This is a genomic window from Saccharibacillus alkalitolerans (assembly GCF_011090185.1).
Classification (GTDB): Bacteria; Bacillota; Bacilli; order Paenibacillales; family Paenibacillaceae; genus Saccharibacillus; species Saccharibacillus alkalitolerans.
The window spans coordinates 234,223-250,690 of the sequence record NZ_JAAFGS010000007.1 but is presented as its reverse complement, the minus strand read 5'-3'; the positions used below and the strand labels follow the sequence as shown (position 1 = coordinate 250,690).

Annotated in this window: 12 protein-coding genes; 4 read left to right on the top strand and 8 right to left on the bottom strand. The window is 56.7% G+C overall.

Translation table 11 applies throughout. The features are described 5' to 3' along the window. The 7 genes from GYN08_RS24100 to GYN08_RS18665 form a co-directional block, all read right to left on the bottom strand. A partial coding sequence (locus tag GYN08_RS24100; RefSeq protein WP_328802977.1) for a DUF5704 domain-containing protein occupies window positions 1-1,788 on the bottom strand: 1,788 nt, incomplete at its 3' end. A 265-nt stretch (window positions 1,789-2,053) separates the two neighbouring features. Further along, a complete protein-coding gene (locus GYN08_RS18690; protein WP_166277462.1) occupies window positions 2,054-3,268 on the bottom strand; it encodes an S-layer homology domain-containing protein in 1,215 nt (404 codons plus the stop codon). A 331-nt stretch (window positions 3,269-3,599) separates the two neighbouring features. Beyond that, entirely contained in the window at window positions 3,600-4,274 is a 675-nt protein-coding gene (gene bshB2 / locus GYN08_RS18685; protein WP_166277459.1) for a bacillithiol biosynthesis deacetylase BshB2, read from the bottom strand. Between the two features lie 91 nt (window positions 4,275-4,365). Further along, window positions 4,366-4,710, bottom strand: a complete 345-nt coding sequence (locus tag GYN08_RS18680; RefSeq protein ID WP_166277457.1) for a YojF family protein — start codon at window positions 4,708-4,710, stop codon at window positions 4,366-4,368. Between the two features lie 177 nt (window positions 4,711-4,887). After that, window positions 4,888-7,260: a beta propeller repeat protein gene (locus GYN08_RS18675; protein ID WP_166277455.1), complete on the bottom strand. Its 2,373-nt coding sequence runs from the start codon at window positions 7,258-7,260 to the stop codon at window positions 4,888-4,890. Between the two features lie 263 nt (window positions 7,261-7,523). Next, on the bottom strand, window positions 7,524-10,193 hold the full coding sequence (locus GYN08_RS18670; protein ID WP_166277453.1) for a copper amine oxidase N-terminal domain-containing protein: 2,670 nt from the start codon (window positions 10,191-10,193) through the stop codon (window positions 7,524-7,526). Between the two features lie 319 nt (window positions 10,194-10,512). Continuing rightward, window positions 10,513-11,754 (bottom strand): DUF445 domain-containing protein, encoded by a 1,242-nt coding sequence (locus GYN08_RS18665; protein WP_166277451.1) that lies wholly within the window; start codon window positions 11,752-11,754, stop codon window positions 10,513-10,515. 189 nt (window positions 11,755-11,943) lie between these two features. Here GYN08_RS18665 and GYN08_RS18660 point away from each other — a divergent pair, with 189 nt between their 5' ends. The 4 genes from GYN08_RS18660 (at window position 11,944) to GYN08_RS18645 (ending at window position 15,837) form a co-directional block, all read left to right on the top strand. After that, the gene (locus GYN08_RS18660) at window positions 11,944-12,624 is read left to right on the top strand and encodes a hypothetical protein (protein ID WP_166277449.1); all 681 of its coding nucleotides are present in this window, start codon (window positions 11,944-11,946) and stop codon (window positions 12,622-12,624) included. Between the two features lie 256 nt (window positions 12,625-12,880). Then, window positions 12,881-13,414, top strand: coding sequence for a hypothetical protein (locus tag GYN08_RS18655; protein WP_166277447.1), 534 nt, complete (start codon window positions 12,881-12,883; stop codon window positions 13,412-13,414). A 249-nt stretch (window positions 13,415-13,663) separates the two neighbouring features. Then, entirely contained in the window at window positions 13,664-14,101 is a 438-nt protein-coding gene (locus GYN08_RS18650; RefSeq protein WP_166277444.1) for a MarR family winged helix-turn-helix transcriptional regulator, read from the top strand. Between the two features lie 209 nt (window positions 14,102-14,310). Continuing rightward, window positions 14,311-15,837 carry an HD domain-containing phosphohydrolase gene (locus tag GYN08_RS18645; RefSeq protein WP_166277442.1) on the top strand — a complete coding sequence of 509 codons (1,527 nt, stop codon included), beginning with the start codon at window positions 14,311-14,313 and terminating at the stop codon, window positions 15,835-15,837. A 47-nt stretch (window positions 15,838-15,884) separates the two neighbouring features. On the opposite strand, the gene GYN08_RS18640 is transcribed toward GYN08_RS18645, so the two are convergent. After that, the gene (locus tag GYN08_RS18640; RefSeq protein ID WP_166277440.1) at window positions 15,885-16,439 is read right to left on the bottom strand and encodes a TetR/AcrR family transcriptional regulator; all 555 of its coding nucleotides are present in this window, start codon (window positions 16,437-16,439) and stop codon (window positions 15,885-15,887) included. Window positions 16,440-16,468: the final 29 nt, after the last annotated feature.

Genomic DNA, 16,468 nt, shown 5'->3' with positions numbered 1-16,468 from the left:
GTAATTCGGATTGGTTTTTTGATTGTGCGCCGCATCGTCAGAGGCGCTGGAGTAGTTCACGACCGGGGTGTGCACCGTTACCGGGTTGATGTTCGGAATCGGATACGTATCGCCGTCAGGCGCCTCATAGTTGGCATCCAGACCGTTGTACGAGACCGTCCCCATACTCGGTGCGGCGTACCGGTTGGTCTTGGTTTTAGGGATCATGTTGTTCGGGCTGTAGAGGACGTTTCGACCAATTTGTGTGCCGTTCGGTACAGGTCTTGGTTCCGGTGTCTGCACTTCGACTTCCCGGTCGTCCATTAAGGTTTGTCCTTTGAACACGACCTTATCATTTCGCCCTTTGATCTTGCCGATTTTGGCTTCGACCAAGCCCTGCGCGATATCCGCATCGAACGTTGGTTGGGGTTTTGTTTGCCCACCGGGAACCGTAATGGTATTCGGCGCGGTAAACGGATTGGGCACCGGCGGTGCAGTGTATCCGCCGTTTTTTTCGACGGTCAATTCAGGAGGGACATACCCTTCGGGATAGATCGTGATGCTTTCGCCTTGAAACGCGTAGTTTTTCAGCTCCGCGCTGTCGATCGCATACACGCCCAATTTTTCAACCGTCCAATACGTAAAGTAACGCTCGGTATGAATGTTGTAGACAACCGAGGTTTCTTCACTTTGCGGATCGGGTTCCTCGTGCGTACCGGGCGGGGGATTGTTCGGCACCGTTTTGCCGGGGTCCCATTTTAAGAGATAGGGCTGGGTGACCGGGACTTCGTAAATACAAGTGACCTTTTGTTCTTGGAACTTGAATTGATGCAGATAATCTTTGGCGAGTACGTTTCCGTACAGGCTTTCCGATGTCGGAATGCCTTGCAGCACATCGAAGATTTCGCGGTCGCGCTGATCAGCTTTGATTACCGCGCTGACGGCCGGCTGCATGTCTTCTCCTTCGATGGTGCGGCCGGGTTGAACGGCGCAGAAGCCTTGCGAGGGTGGGCCGTCTTCGCTATCTTCGGTATAAACCCAGTATTTATCGGGATACTTGTACGTAAAAGATTTAACATTGAATGTATATGCCGCATAGTAAAAAGCCATGGCTTGGGCTTTGGGGTTTGAGTCCTCATACAGCCTCATCGCTTCATCGCCTTGACGCAGGTAATATTTGGCTGTATTCAAGTCATGTTTTTGCGTAAATTGAATCGTTGCATAATCCAGACTTCGCGTAGGAGCGTTGACGTCCCCGTTGGGTTCCACACCGACCAGAATACTTTCGATATGCGTCGAATAGTGATTTTTCCCTTCGATGTTCAGATTTCCTGTGGGTACAGAAGCTCTGTTGTCGACACTTACGGTTTCCGGTCCAGGTGTGCTTGGATTTTGAAGCCGCAGGGTGTTGGCTCGATCATCAATAAATTCAGTCGGGATAACCAGATCGGTCGTTCCGATTTTGGTTGTAAAACCTTTTGTTCGTGAGTATTTGACTTTGAGCCGGACTTCTTTGTACGGGGCTTTTTTGTAATTTTTGTTGTAGGTGACGCCGCTATCGATTGTGGTGATGTTTTCCGTTGCATTACTTGCCGGCGTGATATCCGACACTTCCCTCCATGTGGAGAATTCGTTGCCGGCGGTCCATTCGGTAGACAGAATCCCACGGGACCACGCCATCCACGACCCAGCCGAATCGTTATCTTTGGATATAACGGGAAGAGCTTCTCCCGTGAAAGTTTCCGTGCCGGTGTACGTTTGAGCATCGACGTTGATGGTTTTGACGGCTTCGGTTCCTTTGTAGAACACAATTTTTTGAATTCTTTTACCTGCACCGGCGTCTTCACTGATGGTGGCTGTCGTTGTTGTTGGAACTTTACCTAATGTGAGAGACGTCCGTGATGGCAAAGGCTTAATGCCGGACTCGGCGGTGTACGGAATGCTTTTTTTGATCGGCGCCGCATCGATCTGACCTTGGAGTGGAAAAAAACACCCAGCACGCTGCCCGTAAGGAGCAGGGTGCTGAGTCCGACAAGCGCGAATCTGTTTTTTCGTTGTCGGCGTTTTTCCATTATTAGATGCCTCGCAGTCTGAGCAGGTCTTGCGTCATGTACAGCGAACCTCCGGCCGGCGTTTGCAGCATGATGCTGAGGTCATGACCCATTTGCACCGTTCCCGATTTCGGGATGATGACAGCAGGGGTATCGAACCATTTCTTTTGATAAATATCGGCGGTGCTATTCAGTTTTCCGGCATAGAAGGCATCCAGATTATTGGTGTCGAATCCATACACTCGGAACGAAACTTGATCCTTGTCCGTGTATTTATTCGTGTCTTTGTTAAACACCTGTTTGCCTTTGAAATACAGCACGTACGTGTTCAGGTTGTCTTTAACCATCAACTTGTCCATCGTCTGTTTATTGTTCGACCACCGCAGCGTGTTGATGTTGCCCAGTAGACCCCGGTTCGGATCGTTTTTGTCGGCCATGTCGATCGCGATCAGCGCGTCAAGCTTCGCTTGATACAGCCCGTCTTTCGACGTGATCGTCATGTTTTTCTCGTTCCACATTTCTTCGATGGATTTCTTGCCTTTGTTTTTCCAATCCGATTCCGGCGTCACGAACATTTCCGGCATCACCGTGAAGATGTTCGTGCCGTGCCAGAGGATTTCGGCTTCGGCCGTGGCGTACCGGTCGGTGTCGAGATCGCCGCCGGCTTTCGCCGTCAGGATGCGCTCAATGATCACGACGGATTGCGCGCGCGTCGTCAGCCCTTCGGGTGCGACTTTGCCTTTGCCGACGCCTTGGATCAGTCCGCTCTTTGTGGCGAGGTACATCCATTTGTCGTTTTCCGACGTCTTTTCGCCGATCGCGCGGGCCGCTACGCGGGCCATCTCGTCGCGCGTCATGACTTTTGTCCATGCCGCTTCGCTGTTGGAGAAATCGCCGCCGTCGTACAGGCCGGCTTTGCTTGCGGCTTCGACGTAAGGCACGTACCATTTGCCGCTTGCCGGCGCCGTGTCGAGCTTCATGGCCACGACGACCATTTTCACGAACTCGGCGCGGGTGACGCTGTTGTCCGGTTTGAACGTGCCGCCCACATAACCGTCGACATAGCCGTTGGCGACTCCCTTTTGCACGGCGCCGTACGCCCAGTGCGTCGACTTCATGTCCGAGAACGCCGCGTTCGCCGCGTGGGCATCCGGCGCATACCCGCTCCCCCAGACGGCTCCCGCCAGGATCGCGGCCGCCGTCATCGTTCCTGCCCACTTTTTCCAACCTCTCTTCACTTCTGCTTCCTCCTTCATTTGATTCGTTCGTTTTATCTTGTCTGTTCCCGCCTCCCTCCGCATCCGGCTTCCCTTTTATTGTCGCTTGGTTGCATCGGTTGGGAAAGTCCCATTTTTTTGTTTTCAAAGAACGTTCTTACTTTCGCTCCCGCAGCACGCAAAAAAGCGGACGCCTCTTCCCTATGGAAAGAGTGCGTCCGCGTGCTTCGCGAGCGTTGCAAGTATTCAAATACCCTTACTGTCAAAATAATGGATTTTCGGCCGGAGAGCAAGCTTTTTTTATCCGTACCTTTCTCGCGAAGCGAATCTTCGCCCTAGGCGCTGCAGCTTATTATTGCTTGCCCGGATGAGGATCGAATTTGTACGTCCAGAATTTCTCGCTCGCGAAGCGCTCGCGCAGAACCGGATCGTGCACGGAACGGCCTTCGAACACGGGATCCGTATGGAACTGCGATTTATGCGCCTTGATCGAGCCGACCTTCTGTTCGAGGAATAGTCGGATATCCACGTGGACATCCGCGGGACCGAGCGCGCGCTCATGGCCCTTCGCGAAGGCGACCACATGCAGCTTCGGCCGGTCCTTCGGCTTCATCGCCTCCAGGACGCGTACCACCGCGGCGCCGCAGGCGTCGTGGTCGGGATGCACGCTGTACAGCGGATGGAAAGTCAGGATCAACGATGGGTTCAGCTCTTCGATCAGCTCGCGGATCTTGCCGTCCAGCAGCTCGCGGTCCTCGAATTCGATCATTTTATCGTGAAAACCGAGCGTGCGCAGATCGGTGATGCCGATCGCCGCGCAGGACGCTTCGAGTTCGGCGCGGCGGATGGTCGGCAGCGTCACGCGGTTCGCGAACGGCGGATTGCCCAGATTGCGGCCCAGCTGTCCCATGGTCAGGCACGCATAGGTTACCGGCGTTCCGTTGTGCAGGTGATACGCGGCAGTGCCGGACACGGTAAAAGACTCGTCGTCGGGATGGGGGAATATGATTAAAACATGGCGTTCCACGGGCATACCTGCTCCTTTCCGGATGCGGCGAAGCCGCTTTGGTAAAATATATTCGTATATTCAAGCGAATCGCGAAATAAGCGGCGGCGTTCTAGAACGGCTCGGGGCTCAGCATCAGACTGACGACCAGCTTACCGTCGCGGTCGTTGCCCGCCAGGATGGCTCTCTCCGTCTCGCTTTCTTCGTAATGCGTCAGTCCTTCGGCGTAAATCCAGCCCTCCGGCATTTTCAGTCCGACGCGGTAGGGACCGCTCCCGGAGATCGACCCGTGCGAGTAGCTGACTTTGACGTTGCGGATCAGGTTCGAAGCGACGAGCTTCGAACGGTCGCGGTCGAACGTATAGGCGCCGTTGGTCAGCTCGAGATGCAGATACAGCTCCTGGTTTCTCAGCTTGTCCAGCAGCTCTTGGACGGTTTGCGGTTGAATCGGCAGCATCGGAGTCTTCCCTTCGGTTTAAGTAGTGGTGAAAATGAAATGAGATGAAAAATCAAAAACAACTTTCATTATAATACAGCCTCTTCGACGTGACAAACGACAAACACCGGATAGCCCCCACCATCGAGGTTATCCGGTGTTCGTTTTAAAACGATTCCCTGCTGCCGCGAGTTGCCCTTACTGCTTTGCCGGAGCTCCGGCAGGAGCCGCAGGCGACGTCTGAGGCTCTCCGATCACGATCCCCAGTCCGTTGGTACCCACGTAGACACGCCCGTAAACGCGCGCATCGCCGGTAATGGCGGAATTGGCCGAGCCGAATTGGTGATCGTCGTCGTTGAGGCGAGTCCAGCTCGCTCCTTCATCGTCGGACCGGTATACGCCGTAAGGGGCGCCCGGCACTCTCGCGTAACTGTAGAGCGCCATATTTTCTCGGCCCGGCGCCGCTTTGCCGAATCCGATCGTTGCGGCTTCGGCTACGCTTTGCAGCTTCTCGAATGTGCGTCCACCGTCAACGGAACGGAACAGTCCGTAAGCGTTGCTCTCGCTGCTGTTATCCCGCGCCGCGCCCAGCCAGATCTCTCCTTCTTTGCCCGGCATCGCTTTGAACTTGCTGCTCAGGCGCAGCGGAAGTCCGGTCGCTCCCGAGTCGGCAAACGTCGCCCCTCCGTCGCGGCTCACATAGAATTTGCCGTTCGAGAACGCGTAGAACATCGAAGCATTGACGCGATCCGACGATACCATGGCTCCGTTCGGAACTCCTTTGGAAGCCGTCCAGGTCCGTCCGGAATCGCGCGAGTAACTCACCGGACGCGCTTCTTCCGCATTTGCGGGAGACGGGGCCCAGAGAATCGTCGAGCCGTCGGCCGCCACGGCGACCGAGCCTCCGCCCGTGGAATCGTCTTCTTTTTGGACTTTCCAGGAATTAGCCGCCGGCGTCCAAGTTCGGCCGTTGTCCTTCGAGACGCCTAATCTCGGCTTTTCTCCCGAGCTGTTGCCGACGCGCACGACGATATTCGGATCGGATTCGGCATAATCGATATCGGTGCTGGTATCCAGAGTCGGTGCGGTCATCATCGGCTGCGCGTGATCGAGGCTTTCGTGCCGGAACCCGCCGATATCCCCCATCGCGCTGAGCAGCGGAGCACCGGAAGGAGGACTGATCAGACCCAGAATCGCCGTTTCCTCGATTCCGTCGGCTTTGACTTCGATATTAACCTTGCTTCCTTTGTCCAAATTCGTGATATTGTCCGAACCGTACAAGGTTGCGCCCGTACCGTACAGAATTTTGTCGGAATCGAACGGGTCGATCTCCAGATCGCCGATCATCCAGCCGAGCTTGGGCGCCGTTTCGGGGAGCTCTTTTTTCTCGCCCCAATCGAGCCAAGGGGATAAGGAATAATCGATCTCGTAGCGGTTGACCCGCGCTCCTTTATCGTCGAACGACCATAACGATCTCCAGGTCTTTCCTCCGTCCGTGCTGCGGTAAATGAATTCGTCCGGCCACCATTTATTCATGGTCGCGACCATGAGCGTATTCGGATTGCGGGCGTCTACCGCGAGACCGCCGTACGGGTTCTCCGTGTTTCCGGTCGGGCTGATATCGGTCCATTTGCCGGTCTTCGTGTTCAGCTTCCAGACGGCTCCCTTTCCTCCGTCGTAAGGGCCGATATTCTCGTTATACGTAATATACAGCATACCGTCGGAAGACATCGTGCCGTGGTGAGGCAGGAACCCCTGCTTCGGTTGGCCGGCGACCGGGCTCCAGGTTACGCCTCCGTCGGTGCTGCGGTAAATGCTTTGTTCTTTGTCGGCTACGCCGACATAAATAGTCTGCGTGGTTTGTCCGCGGCGGGCCGACGAAGCGTCGTAGGCGATCCAGACCGCGCCTACCGTGTCTCCGTAGTAATCCTTCACGCCCTGCTTGGCGTTAAATCCTTTGACCTTCGCCCAGGTTGCGCCATAGTCGTTGCTCCGCCACAGGCCGTTGCCGCTTCGGGCTCCGAGCAGCAGGACTTTGTTATTATTGGGATCGACGGCCAGTCGTTCGCCCATAGAACGGCCGGGCATATTGCCTCCCAATTTAAAAGGCAGGTTGGTACGCGCCCAAGTCTCTCCGCGGTCTTCGCTGCGCAGAATGACACCGTTCATATCCGTCCAATCGTTAGTGTACGTGCCGGAAGCGACGTATACCCGGTTCGGATCGACAGGATCGGTAGCCAGACTTTCCACGCCCAGCATATTCCATTCGTCAAAACCGACGAAATTCATCAGCTGCTTCCAGGACTGGGTCTGCGGGACCCAGCGGTACGCGCCGCCCATATCCGTCCGGGCATACACGAGGTCTTTCTCGGATTGGTTGTATATAATGCCCGGAATAAATCCTCCTCCGACTATTTTGGCGCGTCCCCATTGGTACATTTCGCCTTTTTCGGCGGTCTTGTCCGTCGCATTGTTCGATACGTCCGCCGCATGCGCAGGCACGGCGACCGTGCTCAGAACCGGCGCGCTCAAGACCGCGGCCAGCGTCAAACTTATGGCTTTTTTCCACATTCGCAAACCCTCCGTACTTCGTATAAGTATGTATAGACAAGCAGAAAACGTTTTCTTTTTATAGACAAGAAAGCGCTTTCCTTTATGTTATTCTATTCGATTCTCGCAAAACTTTTCAACTCTTTTTTCGAATCCGTCAGAAATTGTCCGGCCGATTTCATGAATAGATAAAAAAAGAAGCTTCCGGATTCGCTCCGGAAGCTTCTTTCGAGCGGCTGCTCCGAGAGGAGCAGACCCGCCTTTTCGTTCATGCCTTGCCGCTTTTAGTTGGTGAGAGAGAAGTCGTTGGCGGTGTTCTCGGACAGAGCGTTGCCTGTCGCCTGGCTGCCGTTGGCTACCGAGAGAACGAACGCGCGATACTGCACGCCCGCCTGCAGCACGTTGCCGAAGGCGTCGCGGTCGCTGTTCACCGTAAAGGACACGTTGCCGCCGGTCGAATATTTAGCGTTCGAACCCGTAACCGCGCTCGCCTGGCCGACCGTGAAGTTCGCGGCCGCGTTCGACGGTACGAGCATAACATTGTAGTAAGCCGTGCCCGCGGCGTTTGCCGGAGGCGCAAAGCTTACCGTCACGCTCTGGCCGCTGGCCGACGTTCTGACGTTGGTCGCCGCAGGCACGCCCGCTTCGCTGAGCGAAATCTCGTTCGAGCGATCCGACAGCACGTTGGCGCCGTTCTTCGAGACGGTCAGGACGTAGAAGCGGTATGCGCCGTTGTTGGAGATCAGGCTGCCGTTCACGTCGCGGCTGTTGGCGTTAAGCGCTTGGCGAACCTGTCCGCTGCCCGATGCCGACACCGTCGTGTAGTAAGGCGCCGCATTGGCGTTGGCCAGACTGTACGATCCCGACTGGTTCGAAGGGACGGCCAGAATGCGGTATTCGCTCACATCCGCTTCTTCCGAAGAACGCGTGAACGTCACTTCCACGTCGCTGGCGTTGCCTGTCAGGTTGTTCGCCGTTGCGGCAACGTTCGTCGCGCCGGCGACAGCCGATCCGTTCGACAGCGTTACGGCGTTGGATACTCCCGACAGGGCGAAGTTCGCGTTGTTATTCGAGTTCCCCGTTCCGACCGAGAGAACGAATACCCGGTAAGCGACGCCGTTGCGGATCGGCTCGCCGTTCACATCGCGGGTCGAAGCGTTCAGGAACGTGCTTTGGTTCGCGCCCGTTCTCGGCAGTACCGTATAGTTGGCCGCAGGTACGGACACGGCGGATGCCAGGTTAAAGTTCGACGCGCTGGCCGATTTCACGACCAGAACTCGGTATTCCGATACGCTGCTCTCGTCGGACGCCCGTCCGAACGTCACGAGCAGGTCGCGTCCGTCGCCGTAGTTGCCGCCGTCGCTGAGCACCGGAGTCAGCGCCGTTCCTACGTTGTTGCCGCCCAGGGTGATCGGCTGCGACACGTTCGACAGCACGTTGGTGCTGGTCGACGTACCGGCTCCTACCGTCAGGACGTAAACGCGGTAAGCGATGCCGTTGCGGATCGGATCCCCGTCCGTATCGCGCGCGGAAGAGCTCAGCGTCTGCGAGATGTTGCCGCCCGTTTTATTGATGGCCGTATAATTGGCGCTCGTTACGGCGTTGGCCGAGTTGATGTTGAAGTTGGAAGCTTTCGAATCCTTGACGACCATGACGCGGTACTGGTTCACGTTCGCTTCATTGTCGGCCCGATTGAACGTTACGCGCAGGTCGCGTCCGTCGCCGTAGTCGCTGACGTCGCTCGCCGCCACGTTCGACGCGGATACGTCCGAACCGGAGGTCGCCAACGTCACGGAAGCCGAAGCGGCCGAAAGCGTGTTGTTTGCCGCCGTGTTCGACGAGCTCACTCCCATGACGAAGACCGTGTAAGGCACGCCGTTCTGGATCGGGTTGCCGGCCGTGTCGCGGCTTTGCGAAGTCAGCGTCACGCTCGGCGCAGCCGAACCTTTAGGGACCGTCGTATAATTTTGCGCCGGTACGGCATTGGCTGCCGACAGATTGAAGGAACCCGCATTCGCCGTTCTGACCACGAAGACGCGGTAGCCCGAGATGTCCGACTCGTTCTGAGCTTTCGCGAAGCTGACCGTCAGATCGCGTCCGTCCCGGTAATCGCCCGTATCGGTCGCTTTTACCGCGGTAGGAATAGCACCCTGCGTGCCTGCGCTCAGCGTTACGGCCGAAGACGCGGAAGACACTTCGACCCCGCCGCCGGCATAGTTATTGCCGATCGCGGCTACGTAGACTTGGTAGGCTTGACCCGGCTTGAGCGAATCTCCGCTGCTGTCTTTGATGTTCGTGTTCAGCGTCACGTTCTGATTGGATCCGTTCGGCAGAACCGTCGTATAGTTGAGCGACGTTTTCGCCGTCTGCGCGGTAAGCGGCGTACCCGACTTCACGACGAACAGACGGTAATGATCGACGTACGACTCATCGGCGGATTTCGTGAACGATACCTGCAGGTCGCGTCCGTCGCCGTACTGGCCGAGGCTGCGCACCGACACGGACGTCGGAGCCGCAAGTTCCGGAGTGGTCGTGATGATGACGCTTTGCGATGCCGCGTTCCAGCGGACATCCTGTCCGAGCGATTCGCTGATGAAACGCAGCGGAACGACCGTATTGCCGCGGATCGCTTTGGCCGGCACATCAAGGGTTACCTTCTGGCCGTTGACCGTAGCGACCTTGGAGCCGATCTTAAGCACGATCGTATTGCTGCCTTTGTAGGCCGTAATCGTCTGCGTCTTCTGGTTCCACTGCACTTTGGCGTTGAGGCCCTGGAAAATGCTGCGCAGAGGCGCCAGCGTTCGGCTGCCTTGGGCGATCGGCGGCTGCGTCGATTTCAGCTCGACCCCGTCGATGAAGATTTTGATATTCGGCGCCGCGTTGGCGGACTGCGCGGCTCCCGCGGACATCAAAAGCGCTCCCGCGAGTACGGCTGCACTGATTTTTTTGTTCATTTTTTTGATCTCCCTTCGTTTTCGGCTGATTGGGGTTGAAGATGCGTCATACCCCAGCTTGCACGGTCTCTGTATCATTCCCCTGAATGTTTGACGTTTAAACAGCGGAGAAGGTTGCCTTTCCGTTTGCTTTTTTTTGAAAAAGAGGCTGCCGGCTGCCTTCTCCCGCCCTCTCCGCTCGTCCGCTTCGAACCGGCGTTTTCCGCAAAAAAAGCCCGGCTGGCGCGACTTTCGCACGCTTGCCGGGCTTTGGACGCAGCACGGAAAACATTCCGCGAAGCATATCCGTCCTTTTTTCAATAAATGTTCCAAAAAAGTTTTATATCAACTGAATAATCGATAAAATAATACCTACGACAAAGCCGCATACCGCACCGTTCACGCGAATCCACTGCAGGTCTTTCCCGATTTTTTCTTCCAGCATCTCGACCAGCTGCTTGTCGTCCATCCGCTCCACGTTGTCCCGCACCAGTTGGCCGATCCGGTAGTGATTCTCTTCGGCGATCCGCGTGATCGCGCCCCGCGTCTTTTCTTCCCACATTTCGATCCGCTCCGGCTCCGACGCCATGCTTCGCACGGCCGACGCATAAAGACGGAATACGATTCGTCCGCCTTTGGCGCGTTCTTCCGCCGTCTTGGCCAGAGCGAACTCGCGCAGCTTCTCCAGATTTTCCCGGATAAACGCCGCCGTGCTCGCTTCCTGCAGCACTTCCAGCACCTGCCCGCGCACATACTCCAGCTTCTCTTCGTCGCCGGCCGCTTCGAACAGCTTCACGCGGACTTCGCGCAAAATCGCCAACCGCTGCTCGCCGTAGGGATCGAGCAGGGAGTCGATGCCCGCGTTCAGCATGGACTGGATCATGGAGCCCAGTTTATCTTCGTTCACCATGCCCGCAAAAGCCTGGAAAGCGAATCCCGTGAAGCCGCCGACTTTCGCGTTCGAGAGCTGCTCGAGCGCCAGCGCGCCCATCGTATCCTTCGTTTCCGGCCGCAGCACCCACTTTTTCGCTTCGCCCAGCGCATAATCGAACAGCCGAATCTCGTAGCCGTCGTTCAGCACCTTGGTGAGCGCGCGGTCGGCCAGGCCCGCCGCGTCGACGCCGCGAATATAATTCGCCGCCGCCTCGCGTACCGGCTCCACCGCCTTTTCGAGCGGCAGCTTCGCGATGGCTTCCGCCGCATAATCGAGCACCTGCTGCCGCGTACGCTTGCGCGCCATCATGCGGGTCAGCATTTTTCCGGCCCCGTGAATCAGATTAAGCTTGCTCAGCTGCCGGGTAATGCTCTCTTTGTTCAGCAGCTCGGTCTCCATTGCGGACACCAGCGAGTCCACGATCCGCCCTTTGTTCTTCAGCAGCAGCGAAGTATGCGGGATCGGGATGCCCATCGGGTGCCGGAACAGCGCCGTGACGGCGAACCAGTCCGCCAGACCGCCGACAAGGCCCGCTTCGAACCCGCCGATCAGCAGAAACGTCCAGGTATTCTCCGGCAGAAACAAACAGGCCACAAAGCCCGCGGCCATTACGAGCAGCGAGATTCCCGCCAAATTTTTCGACCCCATCGCCATCCCCCTTATTTCAATACGAATCGGATATCATTGTCCGGATTGCGTCCGCTTCGACGAAACGATGCGGATTCTCATTCATTTTAGTACAGCCGCTGATTGAAACGCAAAAAACGACTTTAAAACAATAGTAGAAAAGTCCGAAGATTCGGATCGGCCGAACGCGGCGAAAGGATGGAGGCTCTAATGGACAATATCGTATTCATGACCTTCAAGCAGGAACATCTGCTGAGCACGGCGCTGGACCGTTTGAAAGACCGCCCGGTTACGGAAGAATATGCGGTGCTTCAGGCCGCAGCGCTGCGCAAAGCTTCCGGCAGAATCGCAGCCGAACGCGATTACCGTTTTTCCGGGGACGAAGAAGACGCCCGGCATTTGACGAACGATCTGATCGACTCGCTCGTCTCCGTCTTGTCCGGACCGATCGGCAGCCTGATCGGCGGTTACACCGGTCCGCTGCTCGACGCCGGGCTTAACGCCAAGCAGATCGTCGAGGAATCCGGGATGATCGAAGCGATTGCCGCCAAGCTGAACGAAGACGAATGGGCGCTGCTGGCTCTGGCGCGCGAGCATAACGAGATCAGTCTCAGCAGTCGGCTCAACGCGCTCGGCGCGAGCGCGGTCGTGCGCAAAGACGCCGCTCTCGTCGCCTACGAGATCATGAACGCCCGCGAAGTTCAAGAGGAATGGGAAGAACGGTACGGGACACTCGACATCGCTTCGGCAGACGATGCCTTGAAGGAAAGCATCCGCGGCGAGCTGCGCGAGCGCGCCAACCGGAACTCGTTCGAGCAGGAACAAGCGGTCCGCGACAGCCTCCAAGGAGACTTCGAGTATTTGCGGAACAAGGTCCCGCGGCATGGATAATCGTCGGGTCCGGCCCGGGCGCTTTCCTGGAGCCGTATCGGGCCGCGCCGATGCCTCCGCTTTCGAAGCTGCTCTTCGGTACTCGGGCCTCCCATACAGACTTTAGGCCCATTCCGTGCCTTAAGTTTCAAATCATGGCTGTTTTTATGGATTTCTCTTGGTTTGGCTTATACTGAAGAGAAGCAAGGAAGAAGCTTTAAGAGCTTCGCCTGTCCCTTGCAGATCCCCATACATATAAGAGGAGGTTGTTCAAGAAATGAAGAAATGGTGGTCTCTGTCGCTTTCCCTCGCGCTGCTCGGTTCGGCCGTGGTTCCGGCTTCCGTCTTCGCGGCGGAAACCGTTCCTTCCCAGACGCAGCAAGCCGAGGACGAAGCGGAACTCAGTCCGGCAATGCTGGCCGCCCTCGAGTATACGGACCGAATCGACGCGATTGTCAAGTATGAAGACAAAGCGGCCGACACGTTCAACTCCGTAGGTTATGTATCGGCGGCGAACCGCAAAGAAGTATACAAGAAGCTGAACGGCATCGTCGTGCCCAACTACAGCAAATTTTACTACGAGTTGAAGCAGATCAAGCCGACGGATCCGAAACTGTCCAAGCTCCATTCCTACTACTTGCAGGGAGCCTCGCTTCAGCTTCAGGGCATGGAATTGATCAAGAAGTCGCTTTACGGCGCCAATATCAATTGGACGACCTATAAGCAGGGTCAGGCCAAGCTCAAATCCGGAAAAGCCAAACTCGATCTGTTTATCAGCAGCTTCGACAAATACATGGACAGCCTGGAATAGACCGCTTGCGGCAGCAAGCTCCGGTTTTTCCGAACGGACCGCTTCCGAGCGGTCCGTTTTTGCGTGTCTCCGTTTTCCCCTGGGCCCGCCACATTTCCGCTCCCCCTTCATTTATTGTCGAACTTTGCCGAAGATAGCAATATACTGTTTTATTCGGATTTCAGCGTATAATTTATTGCAATTATGTTGCTTGAAATATAAAATCGAAAAAGATAGCCTTATTTTATGATGAAAGGATTCGTTAATGCGATGGATCAAGAACGACTCACGCTCGATTCCCACCTCTGTTTTTCTTTATATGCCTGTTCGCGGGCTATTTTCAGAATGTATCGTCCGCTGCTTGACGAGCTGAATTTGACCTACCCGCAATATCTGGTTCTGCTCGTCCTCTGGGATCGCCAAGAGAGCAGCATCAAGGAGCTCAGCCACCTGCTCACCCTCGATTCCGGCACGCTTACTCCGATGCTGAAGCGCATGGAATCTTCGGGTCTGCTCGTTCGCAGCCGTTCCGTCGACGATGAACGAATCGTCACCGTGCAAATCACCGACAAAGGACGCGAACTGCAGTCGCGCGCCGAATGCATTCCCGCTTCGCTGATCGAATCCAGCGGCCTCGAACTGCAGCAGCTCGGCGCTTTGAACGAAACGATCCGGACTTTGATGGACAGCGTCGAAAATCATCGCTAACCCGCGGTAGGCATGACGCCGGCCTCCGTGGACCGGGGACGGCGTTCTCCTACCGAATCCGCCAAGCCGGCCGTTCAAGGCGAACGACCGGCTTTTTTCTTTCCTTTGCGTACCGGTGATCGGCTTCCTGTAACGGCTTCCTCCTTCCCCGCCGATAACAAGAACAAACGACGCTTTCCAGTTTCCGTTTCAAGAAAAGAGGAATTTCAATGATCGAATACCGGCGCTTCCTACGTCGGCTCGTACGCAATTACATCATCGGATCTGTACTTGCCGTTCTCTGTCTCGGAGGGGCCGTCATCACTTCGGCGCTCAGGCTGCCGATCGGCGGATTCGATGCGCTCTTCGTCGTGCTGTTCTCCTCCTTCGTCATCATGGTCTCGTTGGAACTCTTGGCGTTCTCGAGACAGGTCAAGCCGATCCGCAGCCTTTTCTTGACAGAGAAGCCCGCGTTGGAAGACATCCGAAACGCTTACATGCGGATTCACAGGCTGCCGTCCCTATCGGTGCTCCGCATCCTGGGCCCCCATCTGTTCGGACTGTCGATTCCCGCCGTTTCGCTGACCCTGCTGTTTATGCGTCTCGGCTGGGTCGATCTGCCCGTCTATTATATCGGGATCGCCGCTTCGGGCGCCGTGCTGGTGGCGGGCATGCATGCGCTGATCGAATACTTTCTGACCGACCAGGCGATCCGTCCCCTGCTGAAACACGTCAACGAAACGAGCGAACGCGAATACGGCGTCAGCATGTCGCTGGACGGCCGCGTCATCGTCTCGACGCAGCGCAAGTTCCAGCTCAGCGCTTTTTCGATCGGCATGTTTCCCCTGTTCTTTTTCGTGCTGGCGACCCAAATCCGCTTGAGCGTGACCGGTTCTCCGCTGATCGAAGACTACTGGCAGTGGGCGTCGATCATTCTGCTGTTCGGACTGCTGTTCTCGTCGCTCGGGGCCTGGCTGCTCAGTCGAAGCGTCAGGCAGCCGATCGGCCAGTTGGAGAAGGCGCTGCGGGCCGTTCAGACCGGAGACCTGGACGTACGCGCTTCCGACCTGTACTCCGACGAATTTTCGCGCCTCGTTTCCGGCTTCAATCACATGGTAAAAGGATTGTCGCAGCGGCAGCGGATCAACGAACAGCTGCTGCAGAGCTACTTCTCGACGCTTGCCGCGGCGCTCGACGCCCGGGATCCCTACACGGCCGGACATTCGCAGCGCGTCGCCGAATACTCGCTGCTTATCGGACGAAGCGCCGGTCTCGGAGCGGAACAATTGGACCTGCTGAACAAGACGGCTCTGCTGCACGACATCGGCAAGATCGGGGTACGCGACAGCGTTCTGCTGAAAGACGGCCGTCTCACCGACGAAGAGTTCGAGCAGATCAAGAAACATCCGGCGCTCGGCGAAGAGATCCTGAAGCAGGTCGAGCCTGCCGAGACGATGGCTCCTCTGCTGCCCGGCGTGCGCTCGCACCACGAACGCTACGACGGCCGCGGCTATCCCGACGGGCTGGCGGGCGCGAACATTCCCGAATTCGGACGCATTATCGCCGTGGCCGACGCTTTCGACGCGATGACGTCCGACCGCCCTTACCGCAGCGGGATGCCGATCGAAAAAGCGATCGCGATTCTGTCCGAAGGCAAAGGCACGCAGTGGGATCCCCGTTACGCCCAAATTTTCATCGACGCTTTTTATCAGGAAAAGGAAATTTCGGAACCTCGGCGGCACCTTGCGGACGCCTGAGCCCCTTTCCCTCACTTCCGCAAAAAAAACCGCGCCGTACGCCGCCCTTACAGGGCGAAAGCGTTCAGCGCGGTTTTGATTTGTTCGGGCGGCAGCGGCTCGTACAGGTCTTCCCAATCGTGAATCAGCTGCAAATAGGAGCGATAGACGAGAAACGCGATAACCTTCGGCTCTAGGCGAAACGTCTCGCCGGAAGCCTCATGCCGCCGCACCAGCTCTTCGATATAGCGCACGATTCCTTCCTCGAGCGCCTTTCGCATCTCCAGCACGCTGTGCGCCCCGGACTGCCGGGCTTCCCGGTAAATGCCGACCAGCAGCCGATGGCGTCCGCTCAGCGCGATGACGGCATCGAACGTCTTGTCGATATCTTCCCGCAGCGGCTGTCCCGGCAGGCAGACCCGATCCGATTCCGCCAGCAGCTCGTCCAGCACGTCTTCGACGATCGCCATCAGCAGCGCTTCTTTGTTTTCGAAACAATCGTAAATCGAGCTCTTGCTGACGCGAGCCGCTTTCGCCACGCTCTCGATCGTGGTCCCCCGAAAGCCGAAACGTTCGAAGCAGAGCATGGCTCCTTCCAAAATCCGCCGTCTTTTAACCTCCATTTCTTCTTCCCCTCCGTCTCTGTTTTCTC